The sequence below is a fragment of the Paenibacillus sp. YN15 genome (genome assembly GCF_003285005.1).
In the GTDB taxonomy this organism is placed as follows: domain Bacteria; phylum Bacillota; class Bacilli; order Paenibacillales; family NBRC-103111; genus Paenibacillus_AR.
In genome coordinates this window covers 23669-46876 of the sequence record NZ_QMFA01000039.1, presented here as the reverse complement: position 1 = coordinate 46876, position 23208 = coordinate 23669, and the positions used below count along the sequence as shown (strand labels likewise).

Here is a 23208-nt window from a genome sequence, read left to right as displayed (position 1 = left end):
ATAGATATTGACATTTTTGAGGGCTAATCTTTTTCGTTTTAATTCGACAACATTTGAGGTGCGAAAGAGCCGGAGTTTTTATGGGAGCTTGACATTCGCACCAGTCGCCATTCTTTTGAATTTTGAAATCCATTATGAATTCCTGGGGCCAGATTTTAACCCGGAAAAAAGACCCTCCCTAAGAACTGCGGAAGTCCTCCCCAGTACATTTTCCAGACGACGTTGGTACCCGTTACTCATAGGTTTAGATTCTGTCAAATCAATATTCGTTCCTGTATTGCATTTTAATGCCCGCATCCGCCGCGGCTCTCTCCGTAATACTGGATTTCAAACCATGCACTCCATGCGTGCGGCAGCAAAAATAGATATGATTCATCGATAAAGATAATTCAATTCTTGTATGTTAATAACTCATACATTCCGCAGATTCTTATGGGAGCTTCACATTCGCGCCCGTAAGCTACTCCTGCACCAGACGCTCAACGACAAATTCCCCCTGCCCTGACCGGACCACATACAATTCATCGAAACCTTCTTCTGGCTCCGGCTGTTGCATCCTGCTTATAGTGCTTTTAATGGCGACTGGCGGAACCTTGCCGCTTCCAGTCCGCTGCTCATTACGCCCCACCGAGGTGTGAAAGTCCGGTTCAAAATAATAGCCAATGATCCGGAATCCCGCGGCTTTTGCAGCTTCTATGTATTTGGCGCGTTCTTCCTTCGTGGGGTTGGTATTGTCTACGACAAAAGACTGCCGCGTTTGAATCGAGGTCATAACATACGCATTCTCTCTGTGCCGTGTTTTCAGCATATCGAGATTAATCCGTACATGAGTCGCAAAAAAACGTTCCTTATAAAACGTTGATTTGCCTGATGCCTGAATTCCAATAAAAATAACGCATTCCACTTTAATCTTCCTTTTCCAAATACACATATTGGTTAATATAGCTGCGGTCCTGGGAGAATACAGGCGTTTCGTGGTCCACTTCCCACTTGCTTCTCACGGTTTCCCCCTTCAGATAAGGCTGCCGGGTAATACATACACCGCGTTTTTGCCAGACAGGCAGGTCATTCCAATTCATCTCTTTCTCCACAAACAGCTTGTCCTGCAGTTGTTTGCCTGATAAGCCCTGCAATTCCTTCTGGGTAAAATGCGCCTGCGCCAGCATGGATATGCTGTTTTTGGTGGCATCCTGCTGCCTCCATAGAAAATAGTTTGCAACCTCGTCGTGTGGTACAATCCAGGCCCTGCTGTCAAAATGAGCTAACGGTTTGTGGGGATATGAGGTGTGAATCACTTCATTAAACTTGGCCGTTGCCATCGATGCCGACACGGACACCATTTTTTGCAGATTATTTTCAAACCATGATTGGGTTGTCAGCTTATCGTAATTGGTCAAGAGCAGCGAGATTTCATCACTCTGATGGTATACAAGCTTGCAGCCCATTATATTCTGAGCCAGATACTTGCAGGTTTCCCAAAAGGCGTGGATCAAGCCTTCATCAAAAGGCTTGGCCATCCCGCGGGTAAAAGTGTGGAAATGTGTACCATCTATCCTGATAATCACAGGCATTCTGCGGGGCAAGCCTATCCGGTATGCGTCTTCGTACCCCTTCATCCGATTTCCAAAGTCATCTTTTTGCATAAGACCTCCGGAGATAATAGTTTTTCTACGTTTTCGGCATATCTCCTGGGATTCCCTCCTCTATCGGGAGTTATTACAAACCGGGAATAAATAGTCGCTCTGCCACCGCTGCCGTCAGCGCCGGTCAGCCAATGGTGTCCACCACATTGCCCTCTTGGTCCTTAATATACGTCTTCCTCACCCGCACCATCAGTCCTTTGAAAGTGGAAAGCTTGAACTCTCCCTCCACCGGGCGGAGCATGACCGACAGCTCCTGGACAGCAGCCTCACTCAGACCGATGCGGACATATTTCTCGCCTTCCTTGTAACCGGTATCCCGCGCCGCCCCCAGTACAACCTGCAGATTCTGGCTGGTCAGGGTCAGCTCCTTATCCTTCAAAAGACGGCCTCGCAGAAGCTTGGCCACCGTCCCGGCTTGCTTTGCCCCCATGGTCAGGACAGCGGGCGCCTTGCTTAGCAGACGGTTTTTGGCAGGCTCCCAATCCAATTGGTCCACAAAAAAGAAGCCCGTATTGGACCCGTCACGCCCAATTCCCTGCTTCAACGCTTCGGTTATGCCGGAATGGCGAAGCAGCGAATCCCGCGAAAGATCGGTGATATACCCGGGAAGCACTTCGTGGCAGGCCTTCAGAAACGCGTTTGTATTCCAGGACATCATGGCTTCCAGCTCATCGCCCGTGATCCCCACCATCTGCAAAAACTCCACCCGCCCATTCGGTGTATCAATGACCGGAAGCTCAGGTTCATCCGTAAAAGCCAACGCAGTCAGCTTGGTATCTGCTCCCAGGCAGATAGGGCCGTTAGCATCCAGATAATGTCCGGAAGCAAAAACATTGCCGCTGGAGAACACATATCTGGCCATATTCTGCAGCAGGCTCATTGCCCAAGCCGGAGGCTCCTGTTCTTCGGCAGAACGGACCAGCCGGAAGGTCAACTCGAATCCGTAACCGCTGTAATTCGGGTCTTCGGATTCCTTCTCATACAACTCCGAGAACCCGAAGGTGACAAAACAGTCTCTTCATCTGTTCCTCAATTGCGCCCCAGCCGGCTGCTTCTACTTCTTTCTCGCTCATTTTGTTCCCTCCCAATTCCCGCTTGTTAACCAGTACATGCCGCTTTGTTACATGATACACTAAACCCGCAACAGACCGGCAGGGGCCGCAGATGCAAAAAGGAGGGACCCAATGCACAAATTAAGCGCCAATGAGCTGATTGATCACGAACATCACGCGCGGAGCGAAATACTCGGGCTGCTTCGGCAGCCGCAACAACCCTGTCATCCTTAAGGCCTCAAAGGAGGCCGGTCAGAAAATCCTATATCTTTTGCAAATAAGCACATTTCAAGCCACGCACTTCATACGAAGTGCGACAGGCTTTGATCGTGGCGGGCCGTCCGAGCAGGATATTTCAATCCACGCACTCCATACGGAGTGCGACAGTGCAGCAGCCTATGGCGGAGCCATCGCTCCGCTATTTCAATCCACGCACTCCATACGGAGTGCGACGCCTCTAAAAGCAGCTGCATCGTCAGCTGTACCAATTTCAATCCACGCACCCCATACGGAGTGCGACCGTACGTAATCCACGGCGGTAAAGTTTACGCTAAGATTTCAATCCACGCACTCCATACGGAGTGCGACGCGTTTTGCCGTAGCTGTCCTCATCCGTCCCAGGATTTCAATCCACGCACTCCATACGGAGTGCGACCGGAGCGTCAGCACCTTGCTGGCATCGTCAAAAATTTCAATCCACGCACTCCATACGGAGTGCGACTATCAGCCATATGTATGTTCACCTCCTTCCTGGTATTTCAATCCACGCACTCCATACGGAGTGCGACGCGAGTGATCAGTCGTTGGCGCTCCAGACCGGGCTATTTCAATCCACGCACTCCATACGGAGTGCGACCGCTAAAGGTGCCATGACACTATTGCATAAAATACATTTCAATCCACGCACTCCATACGGAGTGCGACAACACGGCCAATCAAATCAAGTATATCGATATCGTATTTCAATCCACGCACTCCATACGGAGTGCGACTTATTTTTCACGAATACCACAAGGTCGGGGCTAAATTTCAATCCACGCACTCCATACGGAGTGCGACGCCACCGTTTCCGGGGCTGATGACACTATTGCATAATTTCAATCCACGCACTCCATACGGAGTGCGACTTGCCGTTGCGCGATATTTCTTAAGCAAGGTAGATATTTCAATCCACGCACTCCATACGGAGTGCGACCTGTAGCTATATTTATGGTGGCAGTCCTCACCATACATTTCAATCCACGCACTCCATACGGAGTGCGACAGCTTCATTTCTACATTCGGGACTACATCAAGGAATTTCAATCCACGCACTCCATACGGAGTGCGACCACTAACTCAAAATGATTCTGGCTATGGCATTCACAATTTCAATCCACGCACTCCATACGGAGTGCGACAAGCGATCCTCCTTGAGGAAATGGTGAACGTCGTAATTTCAATCCACGCACTCCATACGGAGTGCGACTGTTTGTTGATTAATGAACTAATTCGTCAGGCAGATTTCAATCCACGCACTCCATACGGAGTGCGACGCAGACCTGGGTCACATTACAGCCGGCTTAATCATTTCAATCCACGCACTCCATACGGAGTGCGACGCGTAAGGACGTGCGATGCGTCGTCAAAGCTATAATTTCAATCCACGCACTCCATACGGAGTGCGACTATTTTTTATTGTGCAGCATACTGGGATGCTCCGGATTTCAATCCACGCACTCCATACGGAGTGCGACGCGTGCTCACGGCAACGAATGCCAACATCACCGATTTCAATCCACGCACTCCATACGGAGTGCGACATGGGGTAGTCATTGGAAATGTGCATGCCAACCCTATTTCAATCCACGCACTCCATACGGAGTGCGACTCACGAACGGATCAATGAGCGGCACATGGCCCTATTTCAATCCACGCACTCCATACGGAGTGCGACGCTGGCATGAATGCAGAAAAGATGCTCCAGTATATTTCAATCCACGCACTCCATACGGAGTGCGACTCCATCGGCGGATTTTGTCTGGATCACCTGAGTATTTCAATCCACGCACTCCATACGGAGTGCGACTGGCTTTGGAGGTGACCAATGGATGAGCGGTATTATTTCAATCCACGCACTCCATACGGAGTGCGACATCCGTCAGCAACCGAATTTATCCGTGAGAATACATTTCAATCCACGCACTCCATACGGAGTGCGACGACGCTCTCGCTTATTTCGATGCCCGCCGGGAGATTTCAATCCACGCACTCCATACGGAGTGCGACAGGCGGTCAGATTCCGTTTACGTCGATTAACTACGATTTCAATCCACGCACTCCATACGGAGTGCGACCGTTGGGCTTAATCACAAACGTTACCGCGTACTCATTTCAATCCACGCACTCCATACGGAGTGCGACACGCGCTCTGCAACGCCGGTGCGATTTCCTACGTTCATTTCAATCCACGCACTCCATACGGAGTGCGACAAAAGTGAAGTATACCAGAGTTTCAAGGGATCGATTTCAATCCACGCACTCCATACGGAGTGCGACCAGGAGGGGTGATAGTTGACCCGGGGACAGGCCAAATTTCAATCCACGCACTCCATACGGAGTGCGACGCTGAAGCTTATGACGGCCTTGCTGTCTTCGCGGATTTCAATCCACGCACTCCATACGGAGTGCGACTTGCTTGTTTCAAAATGACCCAGTTCTTCAGCAAATTTCAATCCACGCACTCCATACGGAGTGCGACGACCCTTGCCTTTTTGATAACGCTGTTCATACTATTTCAATCCACGCACTCCATACGGAGTGCGACCCGTCCATTCCAGCGCTAGGAATTCGCCGCGCCGATTTCAATCCACGCACTCCATACGGAGTGCGACATGTAAGAATCCAAGAAACAATAGAAAAGCGAAATTTCAATCCACGCACTCCATACGGAGTGCGACTTCCGTTGGACTCCATTCGGCTTTTGAAAAGCTATTTCAATCCACGCACTCCATACGGAGTGCGACACGGCTCCCAGTGCTGGGATCATCGTCCAACCCATTTCAATCCACGCACTCCATACGGAGTGCGACGATCTTACGCCGCGTCATCAGACCAACCCCCGAAATTTCAATCCACGCACTCCATACGGAGTGCGACCACCTATGTCCCGATGCAGGAATCCATAGAGCTATTTCAATCCACGCACTCCATACGGAGTGCGACCATCAGAGAGTGTTCTGTTACCTTGGCCGGTCAATTTCAATCCACGCACTCCATACGGAGTGCGACAATAATAACACGAAAATGTATACAAATTCAAGGATTTCAATCCACGCACTCCATACGGAGTGCGACAGCAAAAACAGCTACGATCAATCCAAAATCAAGATAGCTTGCGCGAGGATATCTGTAGCGCATATAAAAAAAGTATAGCATAGATATTGACATTTTTGAGCGTTAATCTTTTTCGTTTAAATTCGACAATATCTGAGGTGCGAAGGAGCCGGGGTTTTTATGGGAGCTTGGCATTCGCACCAGCTGTCATTCCTTGAATGTTGAAATTCATTCATGCCTTCCCATACGAAGTAGAACGCCGACCGCAGCGGCTATCATCATGGCTGCCGCGGTCGGCGGCCCGTCGCTTTTTTATATACCGCCGATTTGGATGGTTCTGCCTTCCAAACGCGATTGCTCGCCAGCAAAGCCGATCTGATGCCCGTAAAGCGACTTTTCCCGAGAAGTGGAGGAAATGGACGGCTCTTGTCCCCGCAGCACACTCACAAAATCGGCGACAAGCAATAAGTCTCCTCCGCCGTGGCTGTCGCTGGTAACCGGAACCTCGATCCGTTTTTCCGTGTACTCATGCCCTTTACGCGGATCGGGATGCCGGATGAGATGGCATGGTAGAACGGAGCATACCGCAGGACATGACAGACCATTACCGTCCGTCCATATTCGGTTGCGGCCTGGTACAGCTGCAGGAAGCATACAGCAGGCTGCGGTGCCCTGCTCCTACAATGACAACGGTTATCCGGTCCGAACCTACCACTCGAAGCCTACGGCCTTGAGGAAGGAGCGGGCGATGATCATGTGCCCGGTCATATTGGGGTGTACCCGGTCCCAGGCAATGTTCATGGGGTGCATATGCTCCAGCACCTGCTCATAGGCGGACTGCACGTCGATGAACAAGGCGTTATGACGCGCAGCGGTTTTTTTCATGATGGCGATGTAGGTATCCAGCGTGGCCCGCATGTCATCCTGGCGGTTCCGCTCCATGAAGACGGGGCTCATGAGCACGGTTTGTTTGACCTTGCCTTTGACCAGCTCCATCATCTTGTTCAGGTTGGCCTCATACTCCTCCGGATACACGTGGACCTCCGGGCGGAGGGGCGCGTCGAATTGCCGCCAGATGTCGTTGATGCCGATCATGATGGTCAGCCAGTCCGGGTTCAAATCCAGCACATCCGTCTGAAACCGTTGCAGCAGATCGCGGGACGTATTTCCCGAAACCCCCATATTGACCACCCGGATTTGCTCCTGCGGGCAGGCGCTGTTCAAGAGAGCGTTTACAATCGCTACATAGCTTTTGCCGATATCCTCTCCCCGGCCTTCTCCCACCGGGCGTTTGCGTTCCGCATCCGTAACCGAATCCCCGATCATCAACAGCTTGCTTCCTTTGCCGATAAGCATGCCTTGGTTCCCTCTTTTCCCAAAATATATATGTTGGATAAAAACGTTCCTGTCCATTATAAACCCGCCGTCCCCATTCGGCGACCCTCCAAAGAAGGATTGTCGGAAAACGGACAAGCCTTTGCATTTATTGTTTGCACAGTACCTTGCAATACACGATACCTTTTTATATAATAGACTCAGGCAAATATTAGGAGATGGTGGGGCATCACATGAATACGCAGTTTAAAAAAGGCGTTCTCGAGCTGTGCGTGCTGGTGATGGCCGGGCAAAAGGATTATTACGGCTATGAGCTGGTCAATATGATTTCGGACAATATTCAAATCTCGGAGGGGACTATTTATCCCCTGCTCCGGCGTCTGACCCAGGAGGGGTACTTCTCCACGTACCTGAAGGAATCCAACGAGGGTCCTCCGCGCAAGTATTACCGGCTGACGGAGCAGGGCAAGGCTTACAGGGATGAATTGGTAAGCGAATGGGTCAGTTTTTCCAACGGTGTGAACCGGATTATGGAGTCATTTTTCAAAGGAGAGGACCGCTCGTGAGCAACCCGTATTTAGTAAAATTGGAGCAGCTTCTGCAGGACATTCCGCAGGAGGAGCGCGAGGAGATTCTGCAGGACTACCGGGAGCACTTCCGGCTGGCGCAAGCCGAGGGGAAAACATCGGAGGAGATTGCGGACTCTCTCGGAGCCCCCGAAGCATTGGCAGCGGACATTCTGGCGGATTACCGTTCCCGGGCCACACTGCCGGAAGCACCTTCAGCAACAGCAAAGTCCTACCCCCGTTGGCGAAAAATGGCCATCCCGGCCATTTGCGCCCTTTTGTTTCTCGCCCTGGTTTGGGCATTGGTGGATATCCGGGCAGTCCCGTCAAGCAGCTCCCCTTCGCCCGCTGCCAGCCCAAGTCCCAGCCCCAGCCTTGTCGATACGGTTGCGCAGTTGAATGAAGCGCTAAAAGCCTATGCGGCCGGCGCCAGTCCGGAAGCCAAAAAACCCGGCGGAACGGTAACCATACAGGAGGAACGGAAGGCAACAGGTGAAATCCGTTCCGTGCGGATCGAGACGGTGGACACGCAGGTGATAATCGAAACGGCCAAGGATGCCAAACCCCAGGCACTGCTGGATGGCCAAATTGCCGTCCGGGAGGGCGAGGACTGGACGGATTATTACGAGTTTGGGGCGGATAGCAGCGGGGATACGTTCCGGGTTTTCGTCAAACCGACGGAAGCCAAGAAGCAGCAGATGCCCCAGGGCAGGAGCACCACACTCCGCATCCGGCTGCCGGAGGCCCCGATGGAGGATCTGGAGGTAGCCACGGTATCCGGTTCAGTCAAGGGTCCCTCTCTCCAGGTTAGTTATTTTAGCGGAACCTCGGTTTCGGGAAACATCGATCTGGCAGGCTTGAAGGGCAAAAGCCATAATCTGGCCAATGTGTCCGGAAAAATCAGCGTAGGCGGCTTAAGCGGAGATTTCGGCGTGGAATCTGTCTCCGGGAATGTGCAGATTACCGGCGCCTCCTGGGAAAGCTCCGGCTCCGTCAATACCATATCCGGCAATGTCAATCTGACTGCGGATGCCAAGCTTCCCTTCGCCTATGAGCTCAGCTCCATCACCGGCTCCGTCAGCTGCGGCTACGAAGGAGCCGCAACCGGCAAGCTGAAGCGGCAATGCTCCGGCACCACCGGAGAAAGCAAACGGAGCCTGACCCTGACCAGCATCTCCGGCCCGCTGCATGTGGGGCCTGTCAACTGACCGATGCAAAAGCGCGCGCCAAGGTCCGCTATCTCCGAGCCTCCGTTTGTTCTTGCAAAGGGATTCACCGGGGGAGTCTGCAAATAGAGCCCTGCGTAGTTCCGCTATTTGCGGCGGGCGGCGGTTATAGAGAGGATAGCGGAAGCCTGTTTTCCCCTATTCCCGCCACCCCTCTGCATAACCGGAGGAAAATGGAGGGATAGCGGAAGCTCTTCTTCCGTTATCCCTCCATTCGGAGCAGCTAATGATAAATAGCGGAAAATCACCTTCCGCTATTTCACTTCAGGGGCCGAATTGGCTGACCAGCCCACTCTCCTGTATGACCGGCAGCCTTTGGCACAGGTTCCGCCTGATTAGTTGACCCTACCGCCCATGATCCCGGATGGCGCTTCCCTCAACCCGGCTAAAATTGCCATTCCGGCGTATAGCACGCCTTACGGCTGCACTTCGTTATGAAGGTCCGCTTATCCGGACACAAAAGCCGTTATTTTCCCAAAATGCAGACTTTTGATGATTTTGCGGACTCACGATACGCTATTTCCTCTACCACCCTCCCAAACCGCCCCTTTTCCGGCACATAACGAATCCTGTGTCCGCTCAGATGAAAAACCAGCATTTTTCTGCCAAATAACGGATTCTGTGTCCGTTTGGACGACTACAGAAGCTTACCGAAGCTTACCGAGCCGCTTGTTCTCCTCGTTTGGACATTTTGGAATTATCACTTTGCGATCTTTGCGATATGCCAAAAAAAGCCCGGACGCCAACCACACAACAGTTGGCATTCCGGGCTAATTCCGTTACATTTTGAAGCGGCTCATCAGCTGCTGCATATCCTCGGCAAGCCGGGACAGCGCGTTGGAGGAGGAAGCAATTTCCTCCATGGACGCCAGCTGCTCCTGCGTCGCGGAGGATACGTCATGGGTATTGTCCGCCGTGGCCGCAGTGGTTTCGGAGATTTGCGCCATGGCCTCCACCGCATTGGCCGACTCCTCAGCAATCATGCCCACCGTCTGGTTCATGGCATCGGACTGCTCCGCTACCTGCTCCAACATGCTCCGGATGGTGTCGAACAGCTCGCCGGCATGGCGGATGGACTCGGAGCCGCGGCCCACCCCCTCCACCACAATGACGGTAGCCTGAACGGCAGTGTCCGTATCCCTGCGGACCGTTCCGATTCTCACGGCGATCTCCTCCGCAGACCTGCGGGACTGCTCCGCCAGCTTCTTCACTTCCTGGGCCACCACGGCGAAGCCCCGGCCATGCTCTCCGGCGCGGGCCGCTTCAATCGAAGCGTTGATGGATAAAATATTGGTTTGCTGGGCAATATCCGTCATAACGGCGGCGATTTCGCCGATGGCCGCGGAACGCTCGTCCAGTTGGCCCATCACCTGATTCAAGGTGCTGACCTCCTGCTCCACCCGCTTCATCTGGCGGATGGCTTCCTCCATAACGGCCAACCCTTCATTGGAATGCAGGGAGGCTTCTCCGGCGGATTGGGAAACGGCCTCTGACCCTTCAGCGATCCGGCCGATCCCCTGATCCATAAGCCGGATGGACCCGGCGCCTTGCTCCACATGCTCCACCTGGCGGGATGCGCCCTCCGCCACCTCCTGGATGGACCCGGCAATCTGCTCCGTGGCCCTGGAGGTCTGTTCGGCGCTGGCCGTCAGCTCCTGGGAGGAAGCGGCCACCTGCATGGACACATCCTGCACCTGGGTCAGCAGGCTGGAGAGGGAGTCCGCCATGGCGTTGAAGCTGCTTCCCAACCGGCCGATCTCGTCCTTGCCGCGGACCTCCGCCCGTTGGGTCAGATCCCCTTCGCTGATTCGTGCGGCCACAGCGCCCAGATCCCGGACAGGCTTGATAATCAGCCAGATAATGGCCATGGCCAATGCGCCGAACACCAGGAAAGCGGCAGCCAGCACCATAAGCGTTTTCTGCAAAATGGGGGCCGCCTGCTCAGACTCCTCCGCTTCCTCGATGACGCCGCCGATTTTCCAGCCGGTCAGGGCGTTGGTGGCATAACGGATGCGCTTGGCGCCGGAGCCGTCGTCGTACACCGTTTCCCCGCTGTCGGCGCCAAATACCTGCTCCACCCAGGAGCCCGTCAGATCAGCGCCCGCTGCAAACTCGGAATGAACAATGGCCTTGCGCTCTTGGTCCAGAAGGACGGCGAAGCCATGCTGCCCGATACTGACCTGCTGGGCAATCGCCTCCAGATTGGCCAGCTTGATCTCGGCGCCGATGGTGCCCGAGCCGTCCCGCAGCACCTTGGAGAGGGAAATCACGAAGTCGCCTGTGGTTTTGGATATGTATGGGGCAGCAATGGCCACCTTGGAGCTGTCCTTGGCCGCCGTCTGGTACCACGGGCGGGAGGTGGGATCAAAATCCGCCCCCAAATCCGCCTTGGGCGCGTTCAAAAACCGTTTATCCGGCGTTCCGATAAAGATGGTGTTCATTTCGGGATGGAGCTTTATGTATTCCTCCAGATAAGCTCTGGCTTGTTGGCCGCTGCCCTGCAAATCCTCCTTATCCACCAGACCCGCCAAATAATCTATATCCTTAATACGCCCGGAAATTTCGCTTTCGATAACCCGGTCCAGCAGGGCCACATTCTCGTCCGCGCTGCGGATCAGCTGAACGGCCAGCCGGGATTTGGCGGTTTCATAGGAGATGTACCCAATGATTAAGCCAGGGACGGACAGGATGACGGCAAAGGACAGGATCAATTTCAGTCTTAAGCTCATGTTGCGCAAAATTGCCGACACAGGCATACCTCCTCCAACACTTTAAGATTCCTTCACTAATTCGACATAATTCTACATTATCCTTCCATAGGAAAAGCTTTATTTTTATGGATATTGGAAAATGGTCCCGCCGTCTCCAGCCGCTCGGCATACCACTGCTCCAGCAGCAATAAGCTGCCCGCATCCCCGGCCAGCCGCATAAGCAGATCCAGAACCTTTTCCTCTCCCTGAATGGTCAGCATGCAATTGTTGTCGACTGTCCGGTAGAGGTCCCCCTCTTGGATAAGCTTGTCCCGCTGATCGGCCAGCCATTGGTCCGGACTTTTATAAAAACTATTGTTCATGGGTACCCCCGAATTGTCCTGAATTATCCCGAATCTTCCCAAAGTGCCAACTTTCCCTATAAGTTCAATCTTCATGATAGCGTTACATTCCGTGCATAGTCAACACATTTTGTCTGCACTCTCTTTTTGGCCCACATGATATGCTATGATTCCGGTAGGTGATGATGCCATGACATTCGGTCAACGACTTCGCAGCCTGCGCCTGGGGCGGGGGCTCACACAGAAGGAATGCGGCAAGCTGTTTCAGTTGAGTGAAAGCGCCATTGGCATGTACGAGCGCGACCAGCGCGAGCCATCCCTGGAATTGGTCCGGCGAATTGCGGATTATTTTGAAGTAACGATTGATTATATTCTGGGCAGAGATCATTACATCAGTGAGGGAAAGGCTCGTTACACCGCTGCCGATCATTGGACAGATGAAGAACGGGAGCTGGCTGATGCATTCATTCAGACCATCCGGCACCGCAAGAAAACCAGTATGACCAAAAATGAAAGCCAATGAATAGTAAAACGGCAGCGCCTCTTTCCGACCCAGAAAGGAGGCACTGCCGTTTCTCTTTGATGCCGGGCGTCTGTTTATTACCGGTTCAGCAGGCTTCCCACATACCGCAGCAGCTCATTGGCGCATACGGGGCAATAGCCGTTGTCCTCAATCAGCCGCGCCGTCACTTCATTGATCCGCTTCAATTGCTGCTCATCCGGTGTTTTGGAGGAGGTGGTAATCTTCACGATATCCTTCAGATCGGTGAACAGCTTTTTCTCGATAGCCTCGCGCAGGCGCTCATGGGTGTTGTATTCGAATTTTTTGCCTTTCCGCTGGTACGAGGACATGCGGATCAGAATTTCCTCCCGGAAGGCTTTTTTGGCATTTTCGCTGATGCCGATTTGCTCCTCGATGGAGCGCATCAGGCGTTCGTCCGGGTCCACATTTTCCCCGGTAAGAGGGTCCTTGATCTTTTGCCAGTTGCAGAAGGCTTCAATATTATCCAGATAGTTGTTGAACAGAGTCTTGGCGGACTCCTCGAAGGAATAGACGAAGGCCTTCTGAATCTCCTTCTTCGCCAGCTCGTCGTATTCCTTGCGGGCTACGGAGATGAAGTTGAGATACCGCTCCCGCTCCTCCTTGGTAATGGAAGGATGCTGGTCCAGGCCGTCCTTCAGGGCCCGCAGCACATCAAGGGCGTTGATGCACTGCACATCCTTGCGGATCAAGGCGCTGGAAATCCGGTTGATGACATAGCGGGGGTCAATGCCCGTCATGCCCTCTTCGGCATACTCGTTCTGCATCTCCTTCAGATCCGCTTCCTTGTAGCCCTCAATGGATTCGCCGTCGTACATCCGCATCTTCTTCACCAGGTCCATCCCCTGCTTCTTGGTTTCCTTCAGCCGGGTCAGGATGGAGAAGATCGCGGCGGCGCGCAAGGCGTGGGGGGCGATATGGACATGGTTCATGTCCGACTGGCGGATCAGCTTGGCGTAGATTTTTTCTTCCTCGGAGACCTTCAGATTATAAGGAATCTGCATCACGATCATCCGCGACTGCAGCGCTTCATTCTTTTTGTTGGCGATAAAGCTCTTGTATTCCGATTCATTGGTATGGGCCACAATCAGCTCATCCGCACTGATCAGGGCGAAGCGCCCCGCCTTGAAATTGCCCTCCTGCGTCAGGGAGAGCAGGTTCCAGAGGAATTTCTCGTCGCACTTGAGCATTTCCTGAAACTCCATGAGCCCCCGGTTGGCCTTGTTCAATTCACCGTCAAAACGGTACGCGCGGGGGTCGGATTCAGAGCCGTATTCGGTTATGGTAGAAAAATCGATGCTGCCTGTCAGGTCGGCAATATCCTGGGATTTGGGGTCGGAGGGACTGAAGGTGCCGATGCCCACCCGGTCCACCTCGGAAATAAATACCCGCTCCACCATTACATCCTCGATGCGTCCGCCGTATTCGGTTTTCAGCCGCATCTGGCAGGAGGGGCAGAGATTGCCCTCAATCTTGACGCCCAATTCCTTCTCCGCATCCGCCCGCAGCTCGCTCGGGATCAGATGCAGCGGGTCCTCGTGCATGGGGCAGCCGGAAATGGCATAAACAGCGCCGTCGTCGGTGCGGGAGTATTCCTCCAGCCCTTTTTTGAGCATGGTGACCAATGTGGACTTGCCGCCGCTGACGGGCCCCATCAGAAGCAGAATCCGTTTGCGGACATCCAGACGTCTGGCAGAAGAATGGAAATATTCCTCCACCAGCTTCTCCAGAGCCCGGTCAAGCCCGAAGATATCATTGTCAAAAAACTTGTAGCGAATCTGGCCGTTCCGCTCTTCGGTGCCCTTGGAGGCGATCATGTGGAATACCCTGGAATGGGCTGTCATGGCCAGCTTCGGGTTTTTCCTCACCAGTTCGTAATACTCTGCAAAGGTCCCTTTCCACGCCAGGCGCTCGTTTTCCGCCCGGTAATCCGAAATTTTCTTGAAAATACTCATGGTAACCCTCCTCCCGATCACTCATGCATCTCTTGGCAGCATCCTGACATTTCGTTGAAGGTTAGCTGACATGAACAATCTGTCTCCCGGCAGTCAATCCAAGACAATCCCCCAAATGGAATGTAATAAATAAATATGCAGACCGGGGAGGAGAGTTTACCGAATTTTATGAAATTTTGGGCTGGGGCGTGTGGGACAGGCGGCAAAGCAGAACCCGGCGGACCAGCTTTCCCTTGGGAATCCGGCAGCTGTCCTCCACCAGAAGACACGCTGCGGCCACCAGTTCATCCAGCTCTTCCGCCTCCGTGGTGACCAGCACAATCCTGCCCGACAGGCCTGCCGCATGGCGGAGAATGGCCAATTGCTCGTCCCGGGGGCTTTTGGAGCACAGATTGTAGGGCAAATCGGCAATCACTGCATCATATGCGCCTTCGGCATGGGCAATGTCACATAATTTCACCACATCGGAATACCCGAAATAAGCCAGATTGACCCTGGCCCCCTGGACAGCCAGCGGGTTCACGTCGGAGCCCGAGGCCGTTGCGCCCATGGACAAAGCCTCAATCAGCACCGTGCCCATTCCGCAGCAGGGGTCCAGCAGGGTTTTGCCGGCCAGCTCCCGATCCGGCCAAGGCAGGGCAATGTTCACCAGCGGCCGGGCCACCCGGGTGCTGAGGGCGGTGGAGTAGCTCTGCGGCTTGTTCTGATGGGCCAGCCATACCGCCGGATTATCCGCCAGCTCCCCCAGGAGCCAGCCGCCACCGTCGGTATCGGTGACCCCCAGTACCGTCTCCGGCTGCCGCATTTCCGCCTTGCCGCGGATCACCGCTCCCACCTTGCGCTCAATCTGCCTGCACGCGCCGTAATCGAAGCCGTTCTCCGCCGTTGGCACGTAGCGAAGCTTGAAGGTCCTCCCCTCCATGCTCCAGCCCTCCGCACAGGCAACCAGCTCCTCCAGGGAGGAGGCCCGCTTGCGCACAAAAAGCCGCTGCCGGATAAAGGGGCTCCGGCCCGGCTCAAGCAAACGGGAAGAGGCCAGCCAGCCTCCCGGGCAGGCTTCCCTGCCGAATAGAGCGCGCTGCTCCATCCGGCACAGCTCCAGCTCCTCTTCCCTGCATGCAAAGGTATACAGATACTGCGGCAAATCCATATCGGCAACGCCATTCATGTTCATATCCCTATCTGCGCTCAACTTATTAACCTCACTGCATCATTCTCCCGCAACGGTCCTAGGGCGTGTTTGCAAACACGGCCTAGCGGAGCCGTCACGCGGAGCAAGGCATCCGCCCTGCCCCGGCATCTTAGTATAGAGTGATGGAGGTAGGTTTGTCCAATTCCCGCAGGGTACGGATCATATCGTTGACAATCCGCAGCTTGATATTCAAGTCCTGGGGAAAATTAGGGTTCTGATGCGCCGGATTAATGGCTGTGCCGACAATAAAATGAATCTCTGTGGCCTCCCGCAGCAGCAATCGGGCCAGCCGGGAGGCGCCGTTGTTTTTGCGGTCCAGGGTGCCCCCCGCCCGGTAGGCCTGGAGATGCTCCAGCACCTTGCGCAGGGTCAGCACCCCTTCCGTCACCAGATCCACTCCCGCAAGCTTCCCCGCCGGAGGGATATCCGGGTCGGTGGCGGAGGACCAGTCCACCTCCAGCTCCACGCCCAGCTCCCGGGAGGCGATGGTGGCGGAGGTGCCTCCGCAGACCACCTTTTTGCCGGGGCGGTCGAACCATTCCCGCACAATCCGGCTGTCCAGCTCGGGATTGTTGGGCGGTCCCACCAACAGCGTCACAGGGCTGGCCATCCGAAAGCGCACCGCCACCGCCGTGGTGTCATCCCCGGGTTTGCCGCAGTACAGGGCTTCGCAGGCCTCCGCCAGCTGCCGGGCCACCGCCCGGGTGGAGGCTGTCTCCCGCACAATTTTGCCCAGATGCTCGGCGATATGGCTCCACTGCCAGCCCAGATTCAGAATCTGCCCCACTCCGGCATGAACCGCGCCATCGCTGACCAGCACCACCGTATCCTCCTCGGTGACGCGGAAGCGGGACTCCTTAATGATCTTGCCGTTCACCGTCCGCTCCAGATAATACAGCTCCTCCAGCTTGCCCTGGCGGTAGAAGAAGGTGGAGGGGTTGTCGTATTCCACCAGATACGCCCGCCCGTCGGCGAACACCTGAAAGATGGTGAAGGTGGAATAGGCCACCCCTCGGACCTTGCATACGGGCAGAGTCTGGGTCAGGGTATCCACCACATCCTCGATATCCATCCCCATCCGGAGCATATCCCCGGCGATTTTCGAGGTCAGGGTGGCCAGAATATTGGCCTTCACTCCGCTGCCCAAACCATCCGCCAGCACAATCACCGCCGAATCCGGGGTCCGGGTAATATGCACCTTGTCCCCGCACAGCTCCTCCCCGGCCTTGTTCAGGCTGCTGGCGCCCACATCCGCAAACAGCCGATGCTCCATCATCGCCATGGTCTCACTCCTCCAGCAGAAGCCGCTTCATTTTGGTCAGGGTCACCTTGGTTTCCGCTGTGGTCTCGCCCAGCAGCCCGGCAATTTCCTGGGCCACCCGCATCTGATTCTCAATGACCCGCTGGGCCATTTCTACCGTTTCCTGCTTCAACGCCCGCAGCTTCTCCTGTTCCTGCTCCTGCTCGGTCAGGTCATGGAGAATCACCAGATACAGCTGCTGCTCCGGCACGTAGGCGGCAGACACAATGGCGGTTTTGCGCAGCTCGGGAAAATACAGCTTCTTGCGCGCGTGCTCACCGGGAGACAGAGTAATTTCCTCGGCGGGAATCAGATATTCCAGCGGCAGGCCCAATAGCTGCTGCGAATCCGTGTGAAAAAATACGCCGACAGCGGCGTTCACTTCCTTGATCAAATGCTGCTCAGTCACCGCTATCACCGCGTTGGGTGTCTTCTCCAGCAGGACATGGGCAAAGGACTCCGCCCGGGTTTGGGCATAGGGCATACACATGTACAGCTCAGCCTTGCCGGCCAGCACCGCCTCCGCCTTGTCCTTGCAGGTGTCATAGCCGCAGGCGCCGCAGTTCAGCTCATCCTCCCGCCGTTCCTTGCCCAGCTTCAACAGAATATCCCGAATTTCCTCCTTGGAGTACCGCACAGGAGCCTTGCTGCGGTCGCGGAAGGAGCGGCGGATCATGTCCTTTTTCTCCATGGGCAGAGCCGATCCTTGGGGAGCCGGATGCTGCCGGTAGGCGAGAATCCGGTCCTGCTTCAGCAGAGGATGAATATGATCTCCCGCGGCGGGACCGTTGATGCAGCCTCCTTCGCAGGCGTTCATTTCCAGGAAATAACCCTCCGGCAGCTCCTTCAGGGAGGACAAAAGCTTGCGGCAGTTTTCGATGCCGGACACTGCCCGCAGGCGGGTGGAAGCCGGCTGCTCGCTGCCGGTTTTGAAGGTGGTCTCCACTACTCCGCCGTCAATGGGGTACAGCCGGGCTTCCATTAATGGAGACGGCACATCGGCGGGTACGGCCGCTGCTGCAGCCGCCGCCGCAGAAACCTCCTCCTCTGCGGTCAGCAGAGGAAGCCATTCCACTTCATCGAAGGTCAGCATTGCATCCACATAACCAGGCTGCTGGTTGGCCTCCATTTTTTTGGCATAGCAGGGCCCTACGAATACTACCTTGGCATCGGGATAACGCTCCTTGATCCACTTGGCATGGGCCATTAAGGGCGAATCCGTCTCGGCCAGATACGGCGTCCACTGGGGGCTGTACTTCTCAATATATTCCACAACCACGGGGCAAGCGGTGGTGATAAGCCGCCCCTTGCGGCGGAACTCCTCCTCATAGCAGCGGGAGACTTCCTCCGCGGCCTCCGCTGTTTCCCGCACCTGGGAGAAACCGGCCCGGTACAAACGGCGGATATATCCGTGAGGGTCCGGGGTAAACCCGGCAAAGGAAGGCGCCAAACTGACGATGACATTGGCGCCGGACTGGAGCATCCGCAGCACCTTGCCTGCATCGGACTCCACGGTTTTGGCGTTCTGGGGGCATTCCTTCATACATCTGCAGCAAAAAATACAATCCTCAGCCACAATGCGGGCCTGGTTGTCTTTGAATTCAATGGCTTTAACGGGGCAGGTGCGGATGCACCGGTAGCAATTTTTGCAATTGGCGGCCTGGAAATGAAGCAGTCCCATGGTTATCCTCTCTCCTCCAGCACTTCCTTCAGGAATTGCCCGATGCCTTCCTCATTGACCTGGATACAGGGATTGCCGTCCACCTGCACGGAAACGGCATGCTGGCAGCGGCCCGCGCAAAAGTTCGCTTTCAATTCCACTTCCTCCAGCAGCCCGCGGCTGGCGATCAGCTGGCGCAGCTCCTCAATCAGGCGGTACGCCCCTTTCAGATGACAGGAGCTCCCGATACAAACGGATATTTGCTTTGTCAACCGGCATCTTCCTTTTCTCTGCTCTTGTGAAAATAGTCACATGAATTGCGGAATAAAGACCTCGAATTTGCATGGCGGTCCACTCCAAATCCGAGGCTTCTCCATCCGCTCCGGCCTATCCCTGTTTGTCCGGCTAGCCGCGGGTATGACCGTAAACGTAATCCGTAAACATAAAAACAGGCAAAAGCCTGCATATGTGCAGGCTTCTCTCCTTATAGAGCATAGCGGTGTTCAAACGGACTCCGGGGCTTGGGTTAGGCACAAACCCCGGAAGGCCCGAAGCCAGACTTCCTTATTACATGGTAGCGTGGAAGGTCCGGTGGATGACATCTTGCTGCTGCTCGCGGGTCAGCTTAATGAAGTTAACGGCATAGCCGGATACCCGGATGGTCAGCTGCGGGTACTTCTCCGGATGCTCCATGGCGTCCATCAAAGTCTCGCGGTTGAACACGTTGATGTTCAAGTGGTGGCCGTGCTTGGAGGCATAACCGTCCAGGATGGCGACCAGGTTCTTGATTTGGCTCTTGTCGTCCTTGCCCAGCGCATGAGGCACGATGGAGAAGGTGTTGGAGATGCCATCTACCGAGTATTGATACGGAATCTTGGAGACGGAGGACAGGGAAGCCAATGCGCCCTTCTCGTCGCGGCCGTGCATCGGGTTGGCGCCAGGTGCAAACGGCTCGCCGGCGCGGCGTCCGTCCGGGGTGTTGCCGGTCTTCTTGCCATACACCACGTTGGAGGTGATGGTCAGGATGGACATGGAGTGGACGGAATTCCGGTAGGTCTTGTGCTTGCGCAGCTTGGTCATGAAGGACTCGACCAGTTGAACAGCCAGTTGGTCCACACGGTCGTCGTTGTTGCCGTATTTCGGGAACTCGCCTTCGGTGGCGAAGTCTACAACCAGGCCATTTTCGTCGCGGATGGTCTTGACCTTGCCGTACTTGATGGCGGACAGGGAGTCGGCTGCTACGGACAGGCCGGCGATGCCGGTGGCCATGGTGCGCAGGATATGAGTGTCGTGCAGCGCCATTTCGATGCGCTCGTAGCTGTATTTGTCATGCATGTAGTGGATGCAGTTCAGGGTGTTGATGTACAGCTCAGCCAGCCATTCCATCATGGCGTCGTACTTCTTCATCACTTCGTCGAAATCCAGGTACTCGGAGGTGATGGGAGCGAAGCTCGGGCCTACTTGGATCTTCAGCTTCTCGTCCACGCCGCCGTTGATGGCGTACAGGAGAGCCTTGGCCAGGTTGGCGCGGGCGCCGAAGAATTGCATTTGCTTGCCGACGCGCATAGCGGATACGCAGCAGGCGATAGCATAGTCGTCGCCGAACTCATTGCGCATCAGATCATCGGACTCATATTGGATGGCACTGGTCTTGATGGACATCTTGGCACAGTAGTCCTTGAAGGCTTCCGGCAGATGGGTGGACCAGAGCACTGTCAGATTCGGCTCCGGGGACGGGCCCAGGTTGTCAAGAGTATGCAGGAACCGGAAGGAGTTCTTGGTGACCAGCGGACGGCCGTCCAAGCCAACGCCGCCGATGGACTCGGTTACCCAGGTGGGGTCGCCGCTGAACAGCTCGTTGTATTCCGGAGTCCGGGCAAACTTGACCAGACGCAGCTTCATGACGAAGTGGTCAACCAGCTCTTGGGCTTGCTGCTCGTTGATGACGCCTGCCTTCAGATCGCGTTCTACATAGATGTCCAGGAAGGTGGAGGTGCGGCCCAGGCTCATGGCAGCGCCGTTTTGCTCCTTGATGGCGGCCAGGTAGCCCAGGTACAGCCATTGGAAAGCTTCCTTCGCGGTTTGCGCCGGTTGGGACAGGTCGAAGCCGTAGGCCTTGCCCAGCTTCTTCAGCTCGTTCAGGGCGCGGATTTGCTCGTTCAGCTCTTCGCGCAGACGGATCACATCATCGCTCATGGTGCGCAGGCCGGTGTTGGCCAAGTCCTTCTTCTTCTCGGCGATGAGGTGGTCGATGCCGTAAAGGGCAACGCGGCGGTAGTCGCCGATGATCCGGCCGCGGCCGTAAGCGTCGGGAAGACCGGTGACGATGGCGGCCTTACGGGCCAGCTTCATTTCGTCGGTGTAGGCATCGAATACGCCTTGGTTATGGGTTTTACGGATTTCGGTGAAAATCCGGGTAATTTCTTCGCTTACTTTGTAGCCGTAGGATTCACAAGCCTGCTCTGCCATACGAATGCCGCCGAAGGGCTGCAGGGAGCGCTTGAAGGGCTTGTCGGTTTGCACGCCGACTACGGTCTCCAGATCCTTGTTCAGGTAGCCGGGGCCGTGGGAGGTGATAGTGGAAACCACTTCAGTGTCCATATCCACAACGCCGCCATTGTCCCGCTCCAGCTTGGAGAGTTCCATGACTTGCTTCCACAATTGGTTGGTTGCTTCCGTAGCTGGTGCAAGAAATGCATCGTCGCCGGTATACACAGTGATGTTTTGCTGAATGAAGTCCCTGACGTTAATTTCCTTTTCCCATGCGCCGCCTTGGAATCCTTCCCATTGTTTCATGATCTTCATTCCCTCCGAATAAAACAGATTTAATTAATTTATATAACAGCAATTACTATATTCAAATCATACACCTATTTCGCCAAAAGGAAAAGAGACAGAATGGTGACACGTTTGTGAATGAAAACAGGGGTAAAATCCCAATAAATCCCGAATAATAAGGCTTTCATTGGATAATGTTACACCCTTTTCACAATTTGAGGCCAGGTTTGTGAACGAACTGTTACAAAAATTTGTCGATTCATTCTCAAGAAAACAGACAATTAAGAATGGTATAACAGACCGTTGAAACATTTTTTTGGCGGCATAGCTCCTGCGGGAGGATTCGGATGGGACTGGGCGTATGCTTCGGATGCTGGCGGGGCGATCGGGAGGCAGATGCGGAAGGGGCGGATATAAATCGAGTGTGGGGCGGCTCCCAAACCTGAATGGACAGCTATCCGGACATACGTTCCGCTAATTTTCAAATTTGTGCCCATTTGAGGATTTCGCGGACTCACGATCCGTTAAATGTCCGATGGACCGCCAAAACCGGCTGTTTTCCGCCTCATAACGGATCGTCTGTCCGCGTGGAAGAAAAAAAGCCGGTTTTTCACCTGAGTCCGCATCACATGCACCAGAGCCACCCCCGGGCCCGACTATGCTTCATACAAGCCAATAGCGGAAGCCGGTTTTCCGCTATCATCCAGCTTTCCGCTATCATCCAGCTTTCCTCTATCATCTCAAGCTCCTTCTTGCGGACCGGAATAGCTGCTGCCGTCGCCTCATCCCAAGCGGGAGTTTGCGTCCCCCCGCTCCGCCAGCCGCCGCAGATCCGCGCGGCCCTGCTCCAGCTCATGGCGGGGCAGCCGGCCTTCCTCCAGCGACTCGTCGGGCACCTCCTGGAGCATCCGGTAAAAGCGTTCCCCCGCCTGTCGTCCGGCCGGAGACACCTCCTGCTCCAGCAGTTCGAACAGCGCATCCTCGGCGAAGGCATATTGTCCCGCGGAGGTGTAATAATCCAGCAGCAGCAGCAGCGTATGCTCCGGAATAAAGTATGGCCGCAGCAACTCCCGGGTCTCCTCAATCAAGCCGCGGCAGTCCGCGCCGGGCATATCCGCACCCAGGCGCTCCGCCGTCAGAAACAGATACAGCGCCTTGCGGAAACGCTCCCCGCTCTCCCCATACTGCTCCATAGACTCATGGACCCGGCCCTCCTCCTTCAGGAGCATTCCCAGACCAACAGCCTTGTCCAGATCAGGCTGGCCGTTGGTGCTGATCAGGGCAAGCAGCTCCGGGTCGGGCATACGCAGGAGCAGCCGGGCCGGAGGCAGACGCAGCTTGCCGTAGAATTCCTCCAGCAGAACCAGGGCTTCCTGGCGCTCCTCCAGAGACTTAAGCATCAGGAGCCGGGCCATCACCTGGGACAGCTGCTCGATCATGCGCAGAATATAGTCCCGTTGAAACAAGCGCATTCCCTCCCCCCGGGGACTTGTCTTCCCCCCGCTCACGGAGCCCTCGGAGTGTTAAGACAGTCCCTGATCATATCTTCATCATAACCTTGTCCGTCTCCCGCATAAAATAGAGCATCGGCTC

15 protein-coding genes, 1 pseudogene and 1 CRISPR repeat array are annotated in these 23208 nt (G+C 54.9%); of the genes and pseudogenes, 3 read left to right on the top strand and 13 right to left on the bottom strand.

What is annotated here, in order from left to right; all coding sequences use genetic code 11:
- Positions 1 to 460: 460 nt before the first annotated feature.
- From DQG13_RS24145 to DQG13_RS24130, 4 genes and pseudogenes are all read right to left on the bottom strand, one after another.
- Positions 461 to 904, bottom strand: a complete 444-nt coding sequence (locus DQG13_RS24145; RefSeq protein WP_113022732.1) for an ATP-binding protein — start codon at positions 902 to 904, stop codon at positions 461 to 463.
- Between the two features lies 1 nt (position 905).
- Positions 906 to 1643 carry a tRNA(His) guanylyltransferase Thg1 family protein gene (locus DQG13_RS24140; protein ID WP_113022731.1) on the bottom strand — a complete coding sequence of 246 codons (738 nt, stop codon included), beginning with the start codon at positions 1641 to 1643 and terminating at the stop codon, positions 906 to 908.
- A gap of 124 nt (positions 1644 to 1767) precedes the next feature.
- Positions 1768 to 2649 (bottom strand): annotated as a pseudogene (locus DQG13_RS24135) (suppressor of fused domain protein); the annotation flags it as partial.
- Between the two features lie 331 nt (positions 2650 to 2980).
- Positions 2981 to 6031: a CRISPR direct-repeat array (repeat unit 33 nt; unit sequence ATTTCAATCCACGCACTCCATACGGAGTGCGAC).
- Between the two features lie 687 nt (positions 6032 to 6718).
- On the bottom strand, positions 6719 to 7366 hold the full coding sequence (locus DQG13_RS24130; RefSeq protein WP_113022756.1) for an SGNH/GDSL hydrolase family protein: 648 nt from the start codon (positions 7364 to 7366) through the stop codon (positions 6719 to 6721).
- A gap of 212 nt (positions 7367 to 7578) precedes the next feature.
- Between DQG13_RS24130 and DQG13_RS24125 the strand changes: the two genes are divergently transcribed.
- The gene (locus DQG13_RS24125; protein ID WP_113022729.1) at positions 7579 to 7911 is read left to right on the top strand and encodes a PadR family transcriptional regulator; all 333 of its coding nucleotides are present in this window, start codon (positions 7579 to 7581) and stop codon (positions 7909 to 7911) included.
- The gene (locus DQG13_RS24120) at positions 7908 to 9119 is read left to right on the top strand and encodes a DUF4097 family beta strand repeat-containing protein (protein ID WP_181592965.1); all 1212 of its coding nucleotides are present in this window, start codon (positions 7908 to 7910) and stop codon (positions 9117 to 9119) included. The genes DQG13_RS24125 and DQG13_RS24120 overlap by 4 nt, the downstream gene beginning before the upstream one ends.
- Positions 9120 to 9916: 797 nt before the next feature.
- Here the strand turns inward: DQG13_RS24120 and DQG13_RS24115 are convergent.
- Together DQG13_RS24115 and DQG13_RS24110 are read right to left on the bottom strand one after the other, a co-directional pair.
- Positions 9917 to 11887, bottom strand: coding sequence for a methyl-accepting chemotaxis protein (locus tag DQG13_RS24115; RefSeq protein ID WP_181592964.1), 1971 nt, complete (start codon positions 11885 to 11887; stop codon positions 9917 to 9919).
- Between the two features lie 56 nt (positions 11888 to 11943).
- Entirely contained in the window at positions 11944 to 12210 is a 267-nt protein-coding gene (locus DQG13_RS24110; RefSeq protein WP_113022726.1) for a hypothetical protein, read from the bottom strand.
- A 169-nt stretch (positions 12211 to 12379) separates the two neighbouring features.
- Here DQG13_RS24110 and DQG13_RS24105 point away from each other — a divergent pair, with 169 nt between their 5' ends.
- Positions 12380 to 12712 (top strand): helix-turn-helix domain-containing protein, encoded by a 333-nt coding sequence (locus DQG13_RS24105; protein WP_113022725.1) that lies wholly within the window; start codon positions 12380 to 12382, stop codon positions 12710 to 12712.
- A 77-nt stretch (positions 12713 to 12789) separates the two neighbouring features.
- On the opposite strand, the gene DQG13_RS24100 is transcribed toward DQG13_RS24105, so the two are convergent.
- From DQG13_RS24100 to DQG13_RS24070, 7 genes are all read right to left on the bottom strand, one after another.
- The gene (locus DQG13_RS24100; RefSeq protein ID WP_113022724.1) at positions 12790 to 14685 is read right to left on the bottom strand and encodes a PrkA family serine protein kinase; all 1896 of its coding nucleotides are present in this window, start codon (positions 14683 to 14685) and stop codon (positions 12790 to 12792) included.
- Positions 14686 to 14851: 166 nt separating this feature from the next.
- A complete protein-coding gene (locus DQG13_RS24095; RefSeq protein ID WP_258525836.1) occupies positions 14852 to 15877 on the bottom strand; it encodes a TRM11 family SAM-dependent methyltransferase in 1026 nt (341 codons plus the stop codon).
- Positions 15878 to 15986: 109 nt separating this feature from the next.
- The gene (locus DQG13_RS24090; protein WP_220094441.1) at positions 15987 to 17159 is read right to left on the bottom strand and encodes a SpoIIE family protein phosphatase; all 1173 of its coding nucleotides are present in this window, start codon (positions 17157 to 17159) and stop codon (positions 15987 to 15989) included.
- 4 nt (positions 17160 to 17163) lie between these two features.
- A complete protein-coding gene (locus tag DQG13_RS24085) occupies positions 17164 to 18858 on the bottom strand; it encodes a [Fe-Fe] hydrogenase large subunit C-terminal domain-containing protein (RefSeq protein ID WP_113022723.1) in 1695 nt (564 codons plus the stop codon).
- A 2-nt stretch (positions 18859 to 18860) separates the two neighbouring features.
- Positions 18861 to 19109, bottom strand: a complete 249-nt coding sequence (locus DQG13_RS24080; RefSeq protein ID WP_220094440.1) for a (2Fe-2S) ferredoxin domain-containing protein — start codon at positions 19107 to 19109, stop codon at positions 18861 to 18863.
- 295 nt (positions 19110 to 19404) lie between these two features.
- The gene (pflB, locus tag DQG13_RS24075; RefSeq protein ID WP_397334016.1) at positions 19405 to 21633 is read right to left on the bottom strand and encodes a formate C-acetyltransferase; all 2229 of its coding nucleotides are present in this window, start codon (positions 21631 to 21633) and stop codon (positions 19405 to 19407) included.
- Positions 21634 to 22397: 764 nt separating this feature from the next.
- Positions 22398 to 23081 (bottom strand): DUF6483 family protein, encoded by a 684-nt coding sequence (locus DQG13_RS24070; RefSeq protein WP_113022722.1) that lies wholly within the window; start codon positions 23079 to 23081, stop codon positions 22398 to 22400.
- Between the last annotated feature and the right edge of the window lie 127 nt (positions 23082 to 23208).